Here is a 14,785-nt window from a genome sequence, read left to right as displayed (position 1 = left end):
TCCTCTCAGCTCGCCGGGTAGCGGTCGATGGGTGGTGGCGTCGGGGCGGGCTCGCCGGACAGGCCGAGCGTGGCCTCGTACGCCTTCTTCCAGTTGCCGTTCTTCTCGTTCTCCGCCAGGGCGTCGTCGAGGGCGAAGCGCAGGGCGTTGTCGCCGCGCGGGACACCGATCCCGTAGGGCTCCTTGGAGAAGGGCTCGCCGACGACCTTCAGTTCGTCGGGGACCTTGGCGGCGTAGCCGAGGAGGATCGAGTCGTCGGTGGAGACGGCGTCGACCTGGTAGGTGAGCAGGTTGTCCACGCAGACGGAGTAGGTGTCGTAGGAGACCAGCACGGCCTCGGGGTGTTCCTTCTGGAGGCGCTGGTAGGGGGTGGAGCCCGCCGCGGAGCAGACCTTCTTGCCGGCGAGGTCCCCGGGGCCCTTGATGTCCTTCTCGTCCTTGCGCACGAGGAGGGACTGGCCGGCCATGAAGTAGGGGCCGGCGAAGCCGACCTGCTTCTTGCGGTTGTCGTTGATCGTGTAGGTGCCGACGTAGTAGTCGATCTGCCCGTTCTGCAGGGCGGTCTCGCGGTTGGCGGAGGCGATCGTCTTGAACTCGATCGTCTTGGGGTCGAAGCCGAGGGAGGCGGACATCATCTTGGCGATCTCGATGTCGAAGCCGGAGTAGCGGCCACTCGCGGGGTCCTTCTCCCCCATGTACGGCTGGTCCTCCTTGGCGCCGACGACGAGGTGCCCGCGCTTCTTGGCCCGCTGCCAGGTCGGGGACTCGGGCAGGGTGAAGTCGGTGGCGACCTTGTAAGTGGGCAGGTCCTCCGGCTGGGGCCCCTTGACGGGTGGGCTGCCGTCCTTGCCGCAGCCGACCGCGGAGGCGAGCAGGGCGAGGGCGAGGAGGACCCCGGGCAGGCGGGATCGACGGGATCGACGGGATCGACGGGAGAGCGTCACGGCCGGCCCCTCAGTGCTTGAGGATCTTGGAGAGGAAGTCCCGGGCCCGGTCGCTCTCGGGAGCGGTGAAGAAGTCCTCCGGGGTGCGGTCCTCGATGATCTTTCCGTCGGCCATGAACACCACGCGGTTGGCGGCGGAGCGGGCGAAGCCCATCTCATGGGTGACCACGACCATGGTCATGCCCTCCGCGGCCAGCTGCTGCATGACCTCCAGCACCTCGTTGATCATCTCCGGGTCGAGCGCCGACGTGGGCTCGTCGAAGAGCAGGGCCTTGGGGCTCATGGCGAGGGCACGGGCGATGGCCACGCGCTGTTGTTGGCCGCCGGAGAGCTGGGCGGGGTACTTCTCGGCCTGGTCGGCGAGGCCCACCCGGTCCAGCAGCTCGCGGGAGCGCTTGTCGGCCTCGTCCTTCTTGCGCTTCCTGACCTTGACCTGCGCGAGCGAGACGTTGGCGAGGACGGTCTTGTGCGCGAAGAGGTTGAAGGACTGGAAGACCATGCCCACCTCGGCGCGCAGTCCCGCCAGCTCCTTGCCCTCGGCCGGCAGCGGCTTCCCGTCGAGCGTGATCGCTCCCGACTCGATGGTCTCCAGCCGGTTGATGGCCCGACACAGGGTCGATTTGCCGGAACCGGAGGGGCCGATGATCACCACCACCTCCCCGCGGCCGACGGTGAGGTTGATGTCTTGGAGCACGTGCAACTGCCCGAAGTGCTTGTTGACGTCCCGCAGCTCGATCAACGGATCGACGGCCATACGCTGCCCTGCCCACTTGTCGGTGTGTCGAGGTCAGCGCAAACTATCCAGCCGTGGAAAGGCACTTCGCCTCGACACGCCTAAATGCCGCATAAAGGCGCCGGAGATCAGCCCTCCGAGGCCTCGGCGTACGCCTGGGACAACTCCGGGGATCCGGTCATCGCCCACGACACCCCGGACTCGACCACGTTCAGCTCCCGGCCCGAGGCCAGCCGGATCACCGGCTGCCCGTTCGGCCACACCTGCCAGACGGTGCCCGGGATGGTGCGGATGATCACGGTCCCGAGGTAGAAGCCGGCGTCGTTGCCCAGCCACGGCACGGCCTCGGGGTCCCGTCGCCAGCGGGGCATCAGCTGGTCGAGCGCCTCCAACGAAGCCGGGCTCCCGTCGAGTTCGAGCCCTGCCGAGCGGGCCTGGGCGCGCAGCATCTCGCACTCCGAGAACAACTCGGCGACGCCCTCGGGATCATCCACGAGGGCGGCGGCGAGTCCCGCCCCCCGTTCCTTCTCGTTCCGGTTCAGCCAGTTGTCCAGGAAGGGGATGTTCATGCGAACCAGCCTGGCACCCGGATCCGCCGCCGGCCACAGGGCGCGCAGGGATCAGAGGTCCAGGTCCACCACGACCGGGGCGTGGTCGGACGCGCCCTTGCCCTTGCGCTCTTCGCGGTCCACGTAGGCGTCGGTGACGGCCTTGACGAAGGGGGCGTTCCCGTAGGCCAGGTCGATGCGCATGCCCCTGTTCTTGGGGAAGGCGAGCATCCGGTAGTCCCAGAACGTGTACGGACGGTCGTACTTGAGCGCGCGCGGGAAGACGTCCGAGAGACCGGCCTCGCGCAGCGCCTCCAGGGCGGCGCGCTCGGCGGGGGTGACGTGCGTGAGCCCCGCGAAGACCGCCGGGTCGTACACGTCCTCGTCGGTCGGCGCCACGTTGAAGTCGCCGAGCACCGCGAACGGACGGGGGCCGGCCGCGTCTTCGGCGACGGCGGCGGCCAGGGCGCGGAACCAGTCCAGCTTGTAGCCGTAGTGGTCGTGCTCGACCTCGCGGCCGTTCGGCACGTAGACCGACCAGACGCGCACCCCGCCGCAGGTGGCGGAGATGGCGCGGGGCTCCTGGACGCCCTCGTAGTCGGGCCCGCCGGGCAGGCCCGTCACCACGTCGTCGAGACCCACCTTGGAGAGCAGGGCCACGCCGTTCCACCGGCCGGTGGCGTTGACCGCGGCCTCGTAACCCGCCTCGCGGAGCTCCGCGTGCGGGAACTGCTCGGCGGAGCACTTGGTCTCCTGGACACACAGGACGTCCGTGCCGGAGGACTCCAACCAGGCCAGCAGGCGCGGCAGCCGGGCGGTGATCGAATTGACGTTGTACGTGGCGATACGCATGCCACCCAACCTACCGCCCGGCACCGACGGTCACAGGTCCGTGGCCTCCCCGGCGGTGAGCCTGCCGTGGTCGGTGCCGCCCAGGTTGTCCAGGGCCAGGTCGTAGATCGGCCGGGCCAGGTCGGCGAGGTAGGCGTCGTGGATGTCGATGGCGCGCCGGGGCTTGACCTCGCGGAGGTAGTCGATCACCTCGGAGACCTTGTTCCAGGGCGCGTGCACCGGGAGCATCAGGGTGTCCACGGGGGCCTCGGGCACGGTCAGCGCGTCGCCGGGGTGGAAGAGCGAACCGTCGACCAGGAACCCGACGTTGGTGACCCGGGGGATGTCCGGGTGGATCACGGCGTGCAGCTCGCCGTAGGCCCGCACCTCGAAACCGCCCGCGGTGAAGGCGTCCCCGTGCCCCACCGTGTGCACCCGGCCGGGATGGGCCGGGGCCAGCTTCTCGGCGACGCTGCGCAGGGTCCACAGCTCGGCGGCGGGGTTCGCTTCGAGGGCGGCGCGCAGCCGGCCCTCCTCGAAGTGGTCGGGGTGCTCGTGCGTGACCAGCAGGACGTCGGCCCCCAGACCGGCGTCGGGTTCGCTGAAGGCGCCCGGGTCGATGACGAGCACGCGCCCGTCCTTCTCCAACTGGACGCAGGAGTGGAGCCGCTTGGTGAGCTTCATGATCCCAGGCTAGCGGCGCGCGGACCCGGCTACGGGATGGCGGTGGAGACCACGTACACCCTGGGGACCGCGGGGTCGCTCAGGTCGACGGTGATGTCCCTGGTGGGGCGGGGTTCCTTGGCGTCCAGGGTGGTGCCGAACCACGAATGGTCCGGTTTCCAGTTCCAGCCGGCGATCCGGGCGTCGTGATCGGAGATCGACACCCCCCGGGTCAACGCCTCCCGACGGGTGCCCGCGTCGGCCAGGAAGGTGTCCAACTGCGCGGGGGTGAGGGCGAACTCGGTGTAGAGCCGGCTGGTGTGCCAGTTGTTGGTCTCCAGGTAGCCGACGGCCGAGGCCTGATCGGGGATCGGCACCTCGTAGATGCTGCGCTGGACCTTGGAGGGCCAGGCCGGGCGCACGTGGACCGCACCGACCTTGGCGGCCTTGTCGCGGCCGCTCTGGCGGCTCTGCTGGGCGGACACCGCGAGGTAGCCCGCGGGGACCCCGATCAGCAGCACGATGATGATCGCGGTGATCCAGCGGCGCCGGACCACGTGTCGGCGGTCCTCGGCCGGGGGCCGCGGTCTGCCTTCCGCGTCGGGAGCGGGAGCCTGGTGGGGCAGGGTGGGCGGGGTCACTGCTGTTCCTGCTCCCGGTCCTTGGCGCCGCCGAGGTCACGGCGGCCCAGTTGCGCGTAGCGCTCGTACCGCTCCACCCGGCGGCGGGTGGCCCGGCGGAAGCGCCGGGCGACGAGTCGGGAGAGGTCGGCGGCGCCGACCATGCCGGCCTCCGGGCCGAGCTGGGCCTTCGCGATCCGGGCCTCGGGGCGGTAGCCGCGGCCGGTGAGGTGGCGCCGGAACGCGTCCCGGGCGGGTCCGATGAGCAGGTCGTCGGCGGCGCTGACGCCGCCGCCGATGACGAAGCAGGAGGGGTCGAGGGCGGCGGCGAGGTTGGCGATGCCGACGCCCAGCCACTGGCCGATGTCCTGGAGGAGCTCGATGCACATGGCATCGCCCTCGCGGGCCAGCTCGGTGATGAGCGGGCCGGTGATCTCGTGGACGTTGCCGCCGACCTTGGCGATGATGTTGTAGGCGACCGGGGAGTCGGCCGCGGCCAGCTCGCGCGCCTCGCGGACCAGGGCGTTGCCGGAGCTGTACTGCTCCCAGCAGCCGCGGTTGCCGCAGGGGCAGCGGTGGCCGCCGGGGACGACCTGCATGTGCCCGAACTCGCCGGCCACCCCGTAGCGGCCGCGCTTGACCTGGCCGCCTTCGAGGATGGCGCCGCCGATGCCGGTGCCCAGCGTGATCATGACGAGGTGGTCCTCGCCGCGTCCGGCGCCGAAGCGCCACTCGGCCCAGGCCGCGGTGTTGGCATCGTTGTCGACCATGACCGGGACGGCGAGCCGGGACTGGAGGGCGTCGCGCAGCGGCTCGTCGCGCCAGGCGAGGTGCGGGGCGAACAGGACGCGGGAGCGGTCGGCGTCCACCCAGCCGGCCGCGCCGATGCCCACCGCGTGCACGTCGTGGCGGTCGGAGAGGTCCAGGACCAGCTCGACGATGGTGTCCTCGACGACCTTGGGACTCTTGGACTTGTCGGGGGTCTCGGCCCGGATCTTCTCCAGGATGACCCCGTCCGCGTCCACCACCCCGGCCATGACCTTGGTGCCGCCGATGTCGATGCCGACGGTGGGGACCCGCGGGGCGGTCAGCAGCGACCGGCGCTCACGGGTCCCGACGGTCCGCAGGACGGTGCCCCGCGCCGACCCCCGGTGGGCGAGCGAGAAGTCCCGGTACGTGCTCATCGAGTCGTGTCGTCCCTCGTGGTCCGCGGGGTGGGGGGAGCCGGGTCGGCTGCCCCGGACGGCGGCCCGTCCGCTCCCGATTCTGCCACTCGCTCCAGTTCGTGGCTCAGTTCGTCGAGCTCGGACCCGCCCGCCATCTGTCGGGTGAGCTCGTCGAGGGTGATCGAGTCGCGGGTGTGGCTGCCCGCCATGATGCCCCGCTTCAGGAGTACGAAACGGTCGCCGACCAGGTAGGCGTGGTGCGGGTTGTGCGTGATCAACACCACCCCGAGGCCCGCGTCGCGGGCGGCGGCGACGTACTTCAGGACCACGCCGGACTGCTTGACGCCGAGGGCCGCGGTGGGCTCGTCCAGGACGAGGACCTTCGCGCCGAAGTACACGGCCCGGGCGATGGCCACGCACTGGCGCTCGCCGCCGGACAGGGTGCCGATGGGCTGGTCCACGTCCCGCAGGTCGATGCCCATCCGGAGCAGCTCGGCCCGGGTGGTCGCGCGCATGAGGTCCACGTCGAGGCGGCGGAAGGGGCCCCGGCCCTTGGTGGGCTCGGAGCCGAGGAAGAAGTTCCGCCAGACCGGCATCAGCGGGACCACGGCGAGGTCCTGGTAGACGGTGGCGATGCCGTGGTCGAGGGCCGCGCGCGGGTTGGCCAGCACGGTCTCCTCTCCCTCGATCTCGAAGGTGCCGGCGTCGTGCCGGTGCAGTCCCGCGATGATCTTGATGAGGGTGGACTTGCCGGCGCCGTTGTCGCCGAGGACACAGGTGATCTCGCCGGCGGACACCTCCAGGGAGACCCCCTGGAGGGCCTTGATGTTGCCGTAGAACTTGCTGACGTCGGTCAGCCTGACGAGGGCGGTCGCGCCGTCGGGCACGGCCTTGGTCGCGCTGTCGGTCATCACTTCGCCTCCGCCCGCTTGCGGACCCATGCGTTGAGCAGCGTGGCGAGCAGCAGCATCGCGCCGAGGAAGAACTTGAACCAGTCCGGGTTCCACTGGGCGTACACGATGCCGTTGCTGGTCATGCCGAAGATGAAGGCACCGACCGCCGAGCCGATGGCCGAGCCGTAGCCGCCCGTCATCAGACAGCCTCCGATGACGGCCGCGATGATGTAGAGGAACTCGTTGCCGACGCCCTCGCCGGACTGCACCACGTCGAACGAGAAGAGGATGTGCTGCCCGGAGATCCAGGCGCAGAGCGCGACGCCCATGTAGAGCCCGATGCGGGTCTTCACGACGGGTACGCCGGTCGCGCGGGCCGCGTCGGCGCCGCCGCCCACCGCGAAGATCCAGTTCCCGGCGCGGGTGCGCAGCAGGATCCAGGTCGCGACGGCGACCAGGGCGAACCACCACAGGATGGTGACCTTGAGGGTGACCGAGCCGATGTTCCACTCGGAGGCGAACAGGGCCCGCGCGGAGGAGAAGCCCTCCATGTCGGCGATGCTCTTGGTGGAGACGGATCCGCTGATGAGCTTGGTGAAGCCGAGGTTCAGGCCGGTCAGCATCAGGAAGGTGCCGAGCGTGATGATGAAGCTCGGCAGCTTGGTGCGGGTCAGCATGAACCCGTTGAAGAAGCCGATGGCCAGGGTGACCACCAGGGACACCAGGACACCGACCCACACGTTCGCGGTCATCTGGTAGCTGAACATCGAGCTGACCAGCGCCGAGGTGGTGACCATCACGCCGGCCGACAGGTCGAACTCGCCGCCGATCATCAGCAGGGCCACCGGCACCGCCATGATCCCGATGGTGGAGGCCGAGTACAGCACGGTGCTCAGGCTGGAGGCCCGCAGGAAGCTGTCCGCGGCGAAGGAGAAGAACACGAAGACGGCGACCGCGCCGACGACCGCGCCCAGCTCGGGGCGGGCCAGCAGACGGCGCGCGAGCGAGGTGGGGGCCAGCCGTTCGTCGACCGTCGCACCGGCGGTCGCGCTCATCGGCTGCCCCGCTTGATGTACTTCTCCAGCTCGGCGGCCTGGGCGCCGGTGACGATCGCCGGTCCGGTGAGGACCGGGCGGCCGCCGCCGAGGACGTTCGCGTTGTAGAGGTTGAGCCAGAGCAGGTCGACGGCCTCGTACCCCTGGAGGTAGGGCTGCTGGTCGACGGCGAAGCCGAGGGCGCCCGATTTGAGGTCCCTGGCCACTGACTCATTGAGGTCGAAGGTGTCCACCTCGGCCTTGCTGCCCGCCGCGTCCTTGGCCTTGACGGCGGTGGCGGCGAAGGGCGCGCCGAGGGTGACGATCGCGTCGACGGAGGGGTCCGCTTGGAGCTTCGCCTGGAGGGACGACTGGACGGAGGGCATGTTGGTGCCCTCGACGTAGAGGTTCTCCATGACCCCGCCGGACTCGCCGAAGGTCTTCTTCGCCCCGGCGCAGCGCTGCTCGTGGCCGACGTTGCCCTGTTCGTGCAGGACGCAGACGGCCTTCTTCTTGCCGCGCTTGGCGAGCTCGGTGCCGACCGCCTCGCCGGCGATCTCCTCGTCCTGGCCGATGTGGGTCAGGGCCCCGTACTCGGCGGACTGGGCGGATCCGGAGTTGACCGTGACCACCGGGATGCCGGCCTTGACGGCCTTGGCGACGACGTCCTTGAGGGCGTCGGGCTTGGCCAGGCTCACGATGATCCCGTCGACCTTCTGGTCGATGGCGTTCTGCACGAACTGGGCCTGCTGTTGTGCCTGGTCGTCGTGGGCGTAGACGAACTTGATGTTGTCCTTCGCCGCGGCTTCCTTGGCACCCTTCTGCACGATGTCCCAGAAGGTGTCGCCGTCTCCGGCGTGGGTGACCATCGCGAAGGTCCAGCGCGGGGTGGACACGGCGGGCCGGCCGGCCTCGGCGGCCTTCGCCCGCTCCTCGGCTCGTTTGCCGCCGGTACTGCTGCACCCCGCGAGGGAGGCGCCCAGTACCGCCGCGAGCACGACGCCCACGACGCGCACCCCTGTCCGAACCCTAGCCACGTCGCCGCGCCCTTCCCTTGTCCTGCACTTCTCGGATGTCGAAGCGGATCGATGTCAAAGCGGTCCATTCCGGTTCCAGCCGCCCAGTATCCGCCACAGTGGACCACGGGAGCCCATCGGGGCGGCGTCGGGCGGATTGACAGGTCCCCCATACGGGGTCACGTTGAGTGCATGCGCATCGGGCTCATCGGAACCGGCCGGATCGGCTCGTTCCACGCGGCCGCCCTGGCCCGCCACCCGGACGCCGGCTCGCTGCTGCTCGCCGACGTCGACCCCGCGCGGGCCGCGCGGCTCGCGGACCGGTTGGGGGCGACGGCCGCGCCCTCCGTGGAGCAGGTCTTCACGTGGGGCGTGGACGCGGTCGTCGTGTGCTGCTCCACCGACGGACACGCCGAGCTGATCGTCCGCGCCGTGCGCGGCGGGCTGCCGGTGTTCTGCGAGAAGCCGGTGGCACCGGACCTGACCCGCACCCTGGGCGTGCTGCGCGAGGTCACGGCGCTGGGCGGGGTGCTCCAGCTGGGGTTCATGCGCCGCTTCGACGAGGGGTACGCCGCGGCGCGGGAGCTGGTCCGTTCGGGTGCGCTGGGGCGGCTGCACACCGTACGGACGACGACGGCCGATCCGTCGCCGCCGACCGCGGCCTATCTGGCCGGCTCCGGCGGGCTGTACCGGGACTGCCTGGTGCACGACTTCGACATGGTCCGCTGGGTCACCGGGCACGAGGTGACCGAGGTGTACGCGGCCGGGTCGGACGCGGGTCCGTCCGTGTTCCGGGAGACCGGTGACGTCGACACGGCGGTGGCCGTCCTCACCCTGGACGACGGGACGCTGGTCAGCAGTACCGGCACCCGCTGCAACGGCGCCGGGTACGACGTGCGGATGGAACTCGCCGGGGAGCGGGACCAGGTCTCCACGGGCCTGGACGACCGTACGCCGATCGCCTCGACGGAGCCGCACGGCCCGCCGGCGGCGAGCAAGCCGTGGACGGGCTTCCTGGAACGGTTCGCCCCCGCGTACGAGGCGGAGCTGGCGGCCTTCGTACGGCTGGTGCGCGGCGAGGGCCCCAATCCGTGCGACGGCCGCGAGGCGCTCGCCGCGCTCCGGATCGCGGAGGCCTGCGAGCTGTCCCGGCGGGAGCGGCGCCGGGTGCGGTTGGAGGAGCTGCCGGACCTGTGAGCCGCGGGGCATCGCGGGCGCCCGGCCGGCTACCAGCGCACCGGGTGGCTGAGGACGCCCCGGACCAGGATGCCCGGCACCCACGCGTGCTCGATCGGCTCCTCCTCCAGGTCGGGGAAGCGCTCCAGGATCGAGCGGATCGCGATCCGGCCCTCCAGTCGGCCCAGGGGGGCGCCGACGCAGTGGTGGATGCCGTGGCCGAAGGCGATGTGGCCGCCGCCGCGTCCCGGGCGGCGGATGTCGAAGGTGTCGGGATGCGCGAAGCGGGCGGGGTCCCGGTCGGCTCCGGCGAGGGAGACCAGGACGGGAGAACCGGCCTCGATCAGGGCGCCGCCGATCTCCAGGTCCGCGCGGGCGAAACGGAAGGTGGCCGTCTCCACCGGTCCGTCGTAGCGCAGGGCCTCCTCCACGGCGCTGTCGGTGAGCCCGTCGAGGTCGGCGCGCAGGGCCGCGAGCTGCTCGGGGTGGGCGAAGAGGGCCCGCATCGCGTTGGAGATCAGGTGCACGGTGGTCTCGTGGCCGCCGATCATCATCAGGAAGGCCATGGCGACCAGTTCCTGCCGCGAGAGTCGGTCCCCGTCCTCGCCGCGGCTGGTGGTCCAGTCGCTGAGCAGGTCGTCGCCCGGTTCGGCGAGCTTGGCGTCGGTCAGGTCGGCCAGGTACGCGGTCATCGCGCGCAGGGCCGTGTTCTCGGCCTCCACCCCGGTCGGCGAGACGATCTCGGTGACCCACTCGTGGAAGGGGCCCCGGGCGTCCTCCGGTATCCCGAGGAGTTCGCAGATCACCGTCATGGGCAGCGGCCGGGCGAAGGCGTCGATCAGGTCGGCGCGACGCTCGGGCAGGGCGGCCATGTCGTCGAGGAGCCCGTCGACGATCTGCTGGATGCGGGGCCGCAGGGTCTCGATCCGGCCGGGGGCGAAGGACCGCGAGACCAGCCGGCGCAGCCGGGTGTGGTGGGGCGGGTCGGCGCGCATCATGTTGGCGCTGGCGTCGGTCTTCTCGCGGTCGGTGTAGAGCCCGGACGTCAGCCAGTTCTTGGACACCTCGGGGTGGGTCAGGGCTTGGCGCGCCTCGTCGTGACCGACGACGAGCCAGACTTCCTGCCCGTCCACCGCCTTGACGCGGTGAACGGGGGCGATCTCCCGCAGCCGCGCGTAGTGGGGGTACGGGTTTTCGTTGAAGTCTTCGGCGATCGTACTGAGGTCCAGAACCGGCATGTCGTCAGCCTAGACGTGTAGTTGACCTCGAAGGAGCGGCTTTCGGCCATTCGTTCAGGCTGCGGCGCGCCGACCCCAGGCGGTGCCGCCGAGCACCAGCGCGACCCCGACGAGACCGACGGCGCCGAGCCGCTCACCGGCTATCGCGATGCCGGCGGCGGCCGCCCACAGGGGTTCGGTGCCCAGCAGCAGGCTGACGCGGGAGGGCGAGGTGCGGCGTACGGCCCACATCTGGACGAAGAAGGCGAAGAGGGTGCAGAAGACGGCCAGGAAGACGAGCCCCGCCCACTGGCGGGAATCGAATGCGACGGCGGTCTCCCAGGGGTTCGCGCCGCTGCCGGGCAGCAGGGCGAGGAGGGCGAACACGGCGACGGCGCCGCCGAGTTGGACCGTGGTGAGGGAGAGCGGGTCGGCGTCCTGGACGGCCTTGATCCGGGCCATCAGCAGGACGTGCAGCGTCCGGGCGAGGGCGGCGCCGAGGATGAGCAGGTCGCCGAGGCCGGGGGCGGTGAAGCCGGCCCCTTGGGTGAGCAGCACCACGCCCGCGACGGACACGGCGGCGGCGCCGAGGAATCCGGTCGAGGGGCGCACGCGCCGTACGGCGGCCTCGGCGAGCGGGGTGAAGATCATGGTCAGGCTGATGATCAGCCCGGCGTTCGTGGCGGAGGTGTGGACGACCCCGTAGGTCTCCAGCAGGAAGATCCCGCCGAGTACCAGGCCCAGCAGCCCGGCGCCGCGCAGTTGGGCGGCGTTCAGCGCGCGCAGCCGCCGCAGTCCGACGACGACGAGGACGGGCAGGACGAGCGCGAAGCGCAGCACGAGCACCGCGATCACGGTGTGCGTGGTGGTGATCCCCTTGGCGGCGAGGTAGCTGCCGCCCCAGACGACGGCGACGAGCAGGACCGGCAGATCGGCGAGCCAGGCTCTGCCGGGGGCGGCGACGGGGGCGGGTGCGGCGACGGTGGACACCGGTTCTCCAACGGCAGGAGGCGGGTGGAGACTTCGGTGGCTCGCACGGGGCGTGACCACGCTACCCGAGCGCGATCACGCCGGTCGAGCGGTTTGCCGGTCGCTCGGGGTGGGAGTCGCCCCGCCACCCGACGCCCCGCCACCCGACGCCCCGCCCGTCAGGCGAAGGAGCCGAAGCCGGCCCGGCCCACCGGGCGGTAGGTGTGGATGGACGTGCCCTTCGAGGTGGTGCGGGAGTCGACCACCTCGCAGGCGGTCGGCAGGCCGCCGGTCGGGAACAGTCGGCGCCCGGTTCCCAGGAACACCGGGAAGACCAGCAGGTTCAGCTCGTCGACCAGATCGCGCGCCAGCAGCCACTGGGCGAGGGCGCCGCTGCCGTGCACCTGGAGTTCCCCCTCCAGCTTGTCCTTGACCCGCGTGATCTCGGCTTGGAGGTGCTCGCCGTCGATCACCGTGGTCCCGGCCCAGGCGGGCTCCTTGAGGGTGGTCGAGGCCACGTACTTGGGCAGTCCGTTCAGCCGGCTCGCGATCGGGTCGGCGGGATCGGTGTACCGCGGCCAGTGCCCCGCGAAGATCTCGTACGTCCGGCGCCCGAGCAGGAACGCCCCGGCGCGGTCGAAGACCTGCGTGACGAACTCCCCCATGCCCTCGTCGGCGAACGGCACGGTCCAGCCGCCGTACCGGAAGCCGCCGCTGGTGTCCTCCTCCGGACCTCCGGGTGCCTGCATCACGCCGTCGAGGCTGAGGAAGGTGGTGAGGGTCAGCTTGCCCATGGCTCTGCGCTCCTTGTTCGCGGTCCGTCCGTCTTCACGGGTTCAGACTTCCCGGCCGCCCGGAACTCATCGGTGCGGCGCGCGTGAACGCGAGGTCCGATTCCCGCCGGCCCGTTTCCCTCGCCGACCGTTTCATTGAACCCGCAACGACTTACGGAACGAGACGGCCGGACGGACACGGCCGGACGCCAACGGGAGGAAGCACATGAACGGCACAGTGGCACTGGTCACGGGCGGCAGCCGCGGCATCGGGGCCGCCACGGCCCTGCGCCTGGCGCGGGACGGCGCCGACGTCGCGATCACCTACGTCGACGACGCGACCTCGGCCGCGAAGGTCGTCGCCGACATCGAGGCCCTCGGCCGACGCGGCCTGGCCGTACGAGCCGACTCGGGCGACGCCGCGGAGGCCGCCGGGGCGGTGGAGCGGACCGTGCGGGACCTCGGAAGGCTCGACGTACTGGTCAACAACGCCGGGGTGGGGGTGCTCGGCCCGCTCGACGCACTCGCCCTCTCGGACGTGGACCGCGTCCTCGCGGTGAACGTCCGCGGGGTCTTCCTGACCTCCCGGGCGGCAGCGGGCAGCATGGGCTCCGGCGGGCGGATCATCACCATCGGCAGCTGCATCACCCGGCGGGTCCCGGGCCCGGGCGGCACCCTGTACGCGACGAGCAAGGCCGCGCTGACCGGTCTGACCAAGGCGCTCGCCAGGGAACTCGGCGGGCGCGGGATCACCGCGAACCTCGTCCACCCCGGCCCGGTGGACACCGACATGAACCCGGCCGACGGCCCCTACTCCGCCCCGCAGGCGTCGATGACGGCCCTCGGCCGCTTCGGCACGGCGGCGGAGGTGGCCGCCATGGTGTCCTTCCTCGCGGGGGCGGACGCCGCGTACGTCACGGGCGCCGAGTTCTCGGTGGACGGCGGCCACGCGGCGTAGGCCCGACGCACCGGACCGGTGAACGCCGACGGGGCGCACCTGAAGTGGTGCGCCCCGTCGGGCGGTCGACCGGGCCCCGGGGGTGTCGGCCCCCGGGGCGGTCACGGGTTCGGCGTCAGCCGCCGAGCTCCTGGTGGCGGGCGGCGTGCGCGGCCGCGCCGGCCTCCGTCAGCGAGCCGTACAGGCGAAGGCGGGAGAAGCCGCCGTCCGGGAAGATGTCGATCCGGACGTGCGTGCCGACCGCCGGGGCGTCCAGCACGAAGCGGTGGTTGGTGTCGGGCTGGAGGCGGGTGCGCGGCAGGAACTCCGTCCACTCGCCCTCCTCGCCCGACTTGATCGAGAGCGAGGCCCAGCCGGCCGAGTTGCCCTTGAGGTACGCGGTGTCGATCTCGACGGCACGGATCTCGGAGTCGGCGACGAGCTGGTAGCGGATCCAGTCGTTGCCGTTGTCACGGCGACGGGCGGTCTCCCAGCCGTCGTCCATCTTGCGGGAGCGGCCCGGGTTGATGGTGTTGGTCGGCGGGGAGTAGAAGCGGTTGGAGGCGTCCTCGACCGAGCCGCCGTTCTCCAGGGCGACCACGTCGAAGGTGCCCAGCGCGGCGAGCCACTTCGGGTCGGTGACGACCTCGCCGTGGACGCGCAGGCGGGCGATGCCGCCGTCGGGGTGCTGGTTGACGCGCAGGTGCGTGAAACGCTGCTCGACGTTCACCTCGAAGCCGTTGGCCGCGTGGCCGCCGACCGGGGTGCGCTCGACGAGGGTCGTCCACTTGACGTCGTCGGAGAGGAGTTCGACGACCGTCGGGGAGCCCGCGACGGTGGCGCCTTCCACCGACACGGCCTGCGGCATGTTGCCGCGGAAGTGGGCGGTGTCGACGATGATGCCGCGGATGACGCCGGGGGCGCCCAGGCGGACGAGCGCCCAGTCGTGGTCCTCGGCGGTGGGCCAGGGCCGGGTGGCGGAGACGCCGCGGCGACGGCGGGTCTCCCATCCGTCCATGACCTTGCCCTTGTGCCCGAAGTCCTCGGGGTCGAAGTGGGCGGCCTCGGAGATCAGCAGGTTCTCGCGCTGGGCGAAGAACTCGTCGTTGGCTTCGATGACACCGGCGCCCAGCTCACGGGCCGCGAGGTTCGCGTACCGCGTGAAGGGGAAGTCCGCGGTGCGGTAGTCCGCGTACGGGTCGCCGCCTCCGTACGGGTTCGCGTTGCCGGTGAAGGAAGCCGGTCCAGTTGAACGCTGTGCCACT

16 protein-coding genes are annotated in these 14,785 nt (G+C 71.3%); 2 read left to right on the top strand and 14 right to left on the bottom strand.

Annotation, left to right across the window (positions count from 1 at the left end):
- Positions 1-5: 5 nt before the first annotated feature.
- The 10 genes from OHA84_RS28260 to OHA84_RS28215 all read right to left on the bottom strand — a co-directional run bounded on the left by OHA84_RS28260 (position 6) and on the right by OHA84_RS28215 (position 8,439).
- The gene (locus OHA84_RS28260) at positions 6-944 is read right to left on the bottom strand and encodes a glutamate ABC transporter substrate-binding protein (RefSeq protein WP_266950490.1); all 939 of its coding nucleotides are present in this window, start codon (positions 942-944) and stop codon (positions 6-8) included.
- 10 nt (positions 945-954) lie between these two features.
- Positions 955-1,698, bottom strand: coding sequence for an amino acid ABC transporter ATP-binding protein (locus OHA84_RS28255; RefSeq protein ID WP_053676814.1), 744 nt, complete (start codon positions 1,696-1,698; stop codon positions 955-957).
- Positions 1,699-1,805: 107 nt separating this feature from the next.
- Positions 1,806-2,246: a DUF6278 family protein gene (locus OHA84_RS28250; RefSeq protein WP_053676813.1), complete on the bottom strand. Its 441-nt coding sequence runs from the start codon at positions 2,244-2,246 to the stop codon at positions 1,806-1,808.
- 51 nt (positions 2,247-2,297) lie between these two features.
- On the bottom strand, positions 2,298-3,077 hold the full coding sequence (locus OHA84_RS28245; protein WP_266969179.1) for an exodeoxyribonuclease III: 780 nt from the start codon (positions 3,075-3,077) through the stop codon (positions 2,298-2,300).
- A 30-nt stretch (positions 3,078-3,107) separates the two neighbouring features.
- Complete coding sequence (locus tag OHA84_RS28240; protein ID WP_053676811.1) at positions 3,108-3,740, bottom strand: MBL fold metallo-hydrolase; 633 nt, start codon at positions 3,738-3,740, stop codon at positions 3,108-3,110.
- Between the two features lie 29 nt (positions 3,741-3,769).
- Entirely contained in the window at positions 3,770-4,360 is a 591-nt protein-coding gene (locus OHA84_RS28235) for a hypothetical protein (protein WP_053676810.1), read from the bottom strand.
- Positions 4,357-5,523, bottom strand: a complete 1,167-nt coding sequence (locus OHA84_RS28230) for an ROK family glucokinase (protein WP_053676809.1) — start codon at positions 5,521-5,523, stop codon at positions 4,357-4,359. The genes OHA84_RS28235 and OHA84_RS28230 overlap by 4 nt, the downstream gene beginning before the upstream one ends.
- Positions 5,520-6,416, bottom strand: a complete 897-nt coding sequence (locus tag OHA84_RS28225; RefSeq protein ID WP_266969182.1) for an ATP-binding cassette domain-containing protein — start codon at positions 6,414-6,416, stop codon at positions 5,520-5,522. Before OHA84_RS28225 ends, OHA84_RS28230 begins: the two co-directional genes overlap by 4 nt.
- The gene (locus OHA84_RS28220; RefSeq protein WP_053676807.1) at positions 6,416-7,453 is read right to left on the bottom strand and encodes an ABC transporter permease; all 1,038 of its coding nucleotides are present in this window, start codon (positions 7,451-7,453) and stop codon (positions 6,416-6,418) included. Before OHA84_RS28220 ends, OHA84_RS28225 begins: the two co-directional genes overlap by 1 nt.
- Positions 7,450-8,439 carry a sugar ABC transporter substrate-binding protein gene (locus OHA84_RS28215; protein ID WP_199826471.1) on the bottom strand — a complete coding sequence of 330 codons (990 nt, stop codon included), beginning with the start codon at positions 8,437-8,439 and terminating at the stop codon, positions 7,450-7,452. Before OHA84_RS28215 ends, OHA84_RS28220 begins: the two co-directional genes overlap by 4 nt.
- A 201-nt stretch (positions 8,440-8,640) precedes the next feature.
- Between OHA84_RS28215 and OHA84_RS28210 the strand changes: the two genes are divergently transcribed.
- Positions 8,641-9,645, top strand: a complete 1,005-nt coding sequence (locus OHA84_RS28210) for a Gfo/Idh/MocA family oxidoreductase (RefSeq protein WP_053676806.1) — start codon at positions 8,641-8,643, stop codon at positions 9,643-9,645.
- 29 nt (positions 9,646-9,674) lie between these two features.
- Here the strand turns inward: OHA84_RS28210 and OHA84_RS28205 are convergent, their stop codons facing one another.
- The 3 genes from OHA84_RS28205 to OHA84_RS28195 all read right to left on the bottom strand — a co-directional run bounded on the left by OHA84_RS28205 (position 9,675) and on the right by OHA84_RS28195 (position 12,604).
- On the bottom strand, positions 9,675-10,862 hold the full coding sequence (locus OHA84_RS28205) for a cytochrome P450 (protein WP_266969185.1): 1,188 nt from the start codon (positions 10,860-10,862) through the stop codon (positions 9,675-9,677).
- A 54-nt stretch (positions 10,863-10,916) separates the two neighbouring features.
- Complete coding sequence (locus OHA84_RS28200) at positions 10,917-11,831, bottom strand: DMT family transporter (protein ID WP_053676804.1); 915 nt, start codon at positions 11,829-11,831, stop codon at positions 10,917-10,919.
- A gap of 158 nt (positions 11,832-11,989) precedes the next feature.
- On the bottom strand, positions 11,990-12,604 hold the full coding sequence (locus tag OHA84_RS28195) for a dihydrofolate reductase family protein (protein ID WP_266969187.1): 615 nt from the start codon (positions 12,602-12,604) through the stop codon (positions 11,990-11,992).
- A 205-nt stretch (positions 12,605-12,809) separates the two neighbouring features.
- Between OHA84_RS28195 and OHA84_RS28190 the strand changes: the two genes are divergently transcribed.
- The gene (locus OHA84_RS28190) at positions 12,810-13,541 is read left to right on the top strand and encodes an SDR family oxidoreductase (RefSeq protein WP_266969189.1); all 732 of its coding nucleotides are present in this window, start codon (positions 12,810-12,812) and stop codon (positions 13,539-13,541) included.
- A 115-nt stretch (positions 13,542-13,656) separates the two neighbouring features.
- On the opposite strand, the gene alc is transcribed toward OHA84_RS28190, so the two are convergent.
- Positions 13,657-14,784: an allantoicase gene (gene alc, locus OHA84_RS28185; RefSeq protein ID WP_053676801.1), complete on the bottom strand. Its 1,128-nt coding sequence runs from the start codon at positions 14,782-14,784 to the stop codon at positions 13,657-13,659.
- Position 14,785: the final 1 nt, after the last annotated feature.

This window comes from Streptomyces sp. NBC_00513 (genome assembly GCF_041431415.1).
Taxonomy (GTDB): domain Bacteria; phylum Actinomycetota; class Actinomycetes; order Streptomycetales; family Streptomycetaceae; genus Streptomyces.
The sequence above is the reverse complement of the archived record's forward strand: the minus strand, read 5'-3'. Positions and strand labels throughout refer to the sequence as shown.

What these genes read in the sequence shown, in the direction of transcription:
- OHA84_RS28190 (WP_266969189.1), top strand. Translation starts at nt 12,810, where the DNA reads ATGAACGGCACAGTGGCACTGGTCACGGGCGGCAGCCGCGGCATCGGG.
- OHA84_RS28210 (WP_053676806.1), top strand. Translation starts at nt 8,641, where the DNA reads ATGCGCATCGGGCTCATCGGAACCGGCCGGATCGGCTCGTTCCACGCG.
- OHA84_RS28195 (WP_266969187.1), bottom strand. Translation starts at nt 12,604, where the DNA reads ATGGGCAAGCTGACCCTCACCACCTTCCTCAGCCTCGACGGCGTGATG.
- OHA84_RS28255 (WP_053676814.1), bottom strand. Translation starts at nt 1,698, where the DNA reads ATGGCCGTCGATCCGTTGATCGAGCTGCGGGACGTCAACAAGCACTTC.
- OHA84_RS28220 (WP_053676807.1), bottom strand. Translation starts at nt 7,453, where the DNA reads ATGAGCGCGACCGCCGGTGCGACGGTCGACGAACGGCTGGCCCCCACC.
- OHA84_RS28225 (WP_266969182.1), bottom strand. Translation starts at nt 6,416, where the DNA reads ATGACCGACAGCGCGACCAAGGCCGTGCCCGACGGCGCGACCGCCCTC.
- OHA84_RS28245 (WP_266969179.1), bottom strand. Translation starts at nt 3,077, where the DNA reads ATGCGTATCGCCACGTACAACGTCAATTCGATCACCGCCCGGCTGCCG.
- OHA84_RS28230 (WP_053676809.1), bottom strand. Translation starts at nt 5,523, where the DNA reads ATGAGCACGTACCGGGACTTCTCGCTCGCCCACCGGGGGTCGGCGCGG.
- OHA84_RS28205 (WP_266969185.1), bottom strand. Translation starts at nt 10,862, where the DNA reads ATGCCGGTTCTGGACCTCAGTACGATCGCCGAAGACTTCAACGAAAAC.
- OHA84_RS28240 (WP_053676811.1), bottom strand. Translation starts at nt 3,740, where the DNA reads ATGAAGCTCACCAAGCGGCTCCACTCCTGCGTCCAGTTGGAGAAGGAC.
- OHA84_RS28250 (WP_053676813.1), bottom strand. Translation starts at nt 2,246, where the DNA reads ATGAACATCCCCTTCCTGGACAACTGGCTGAACCGGAACGAGAAGGAA.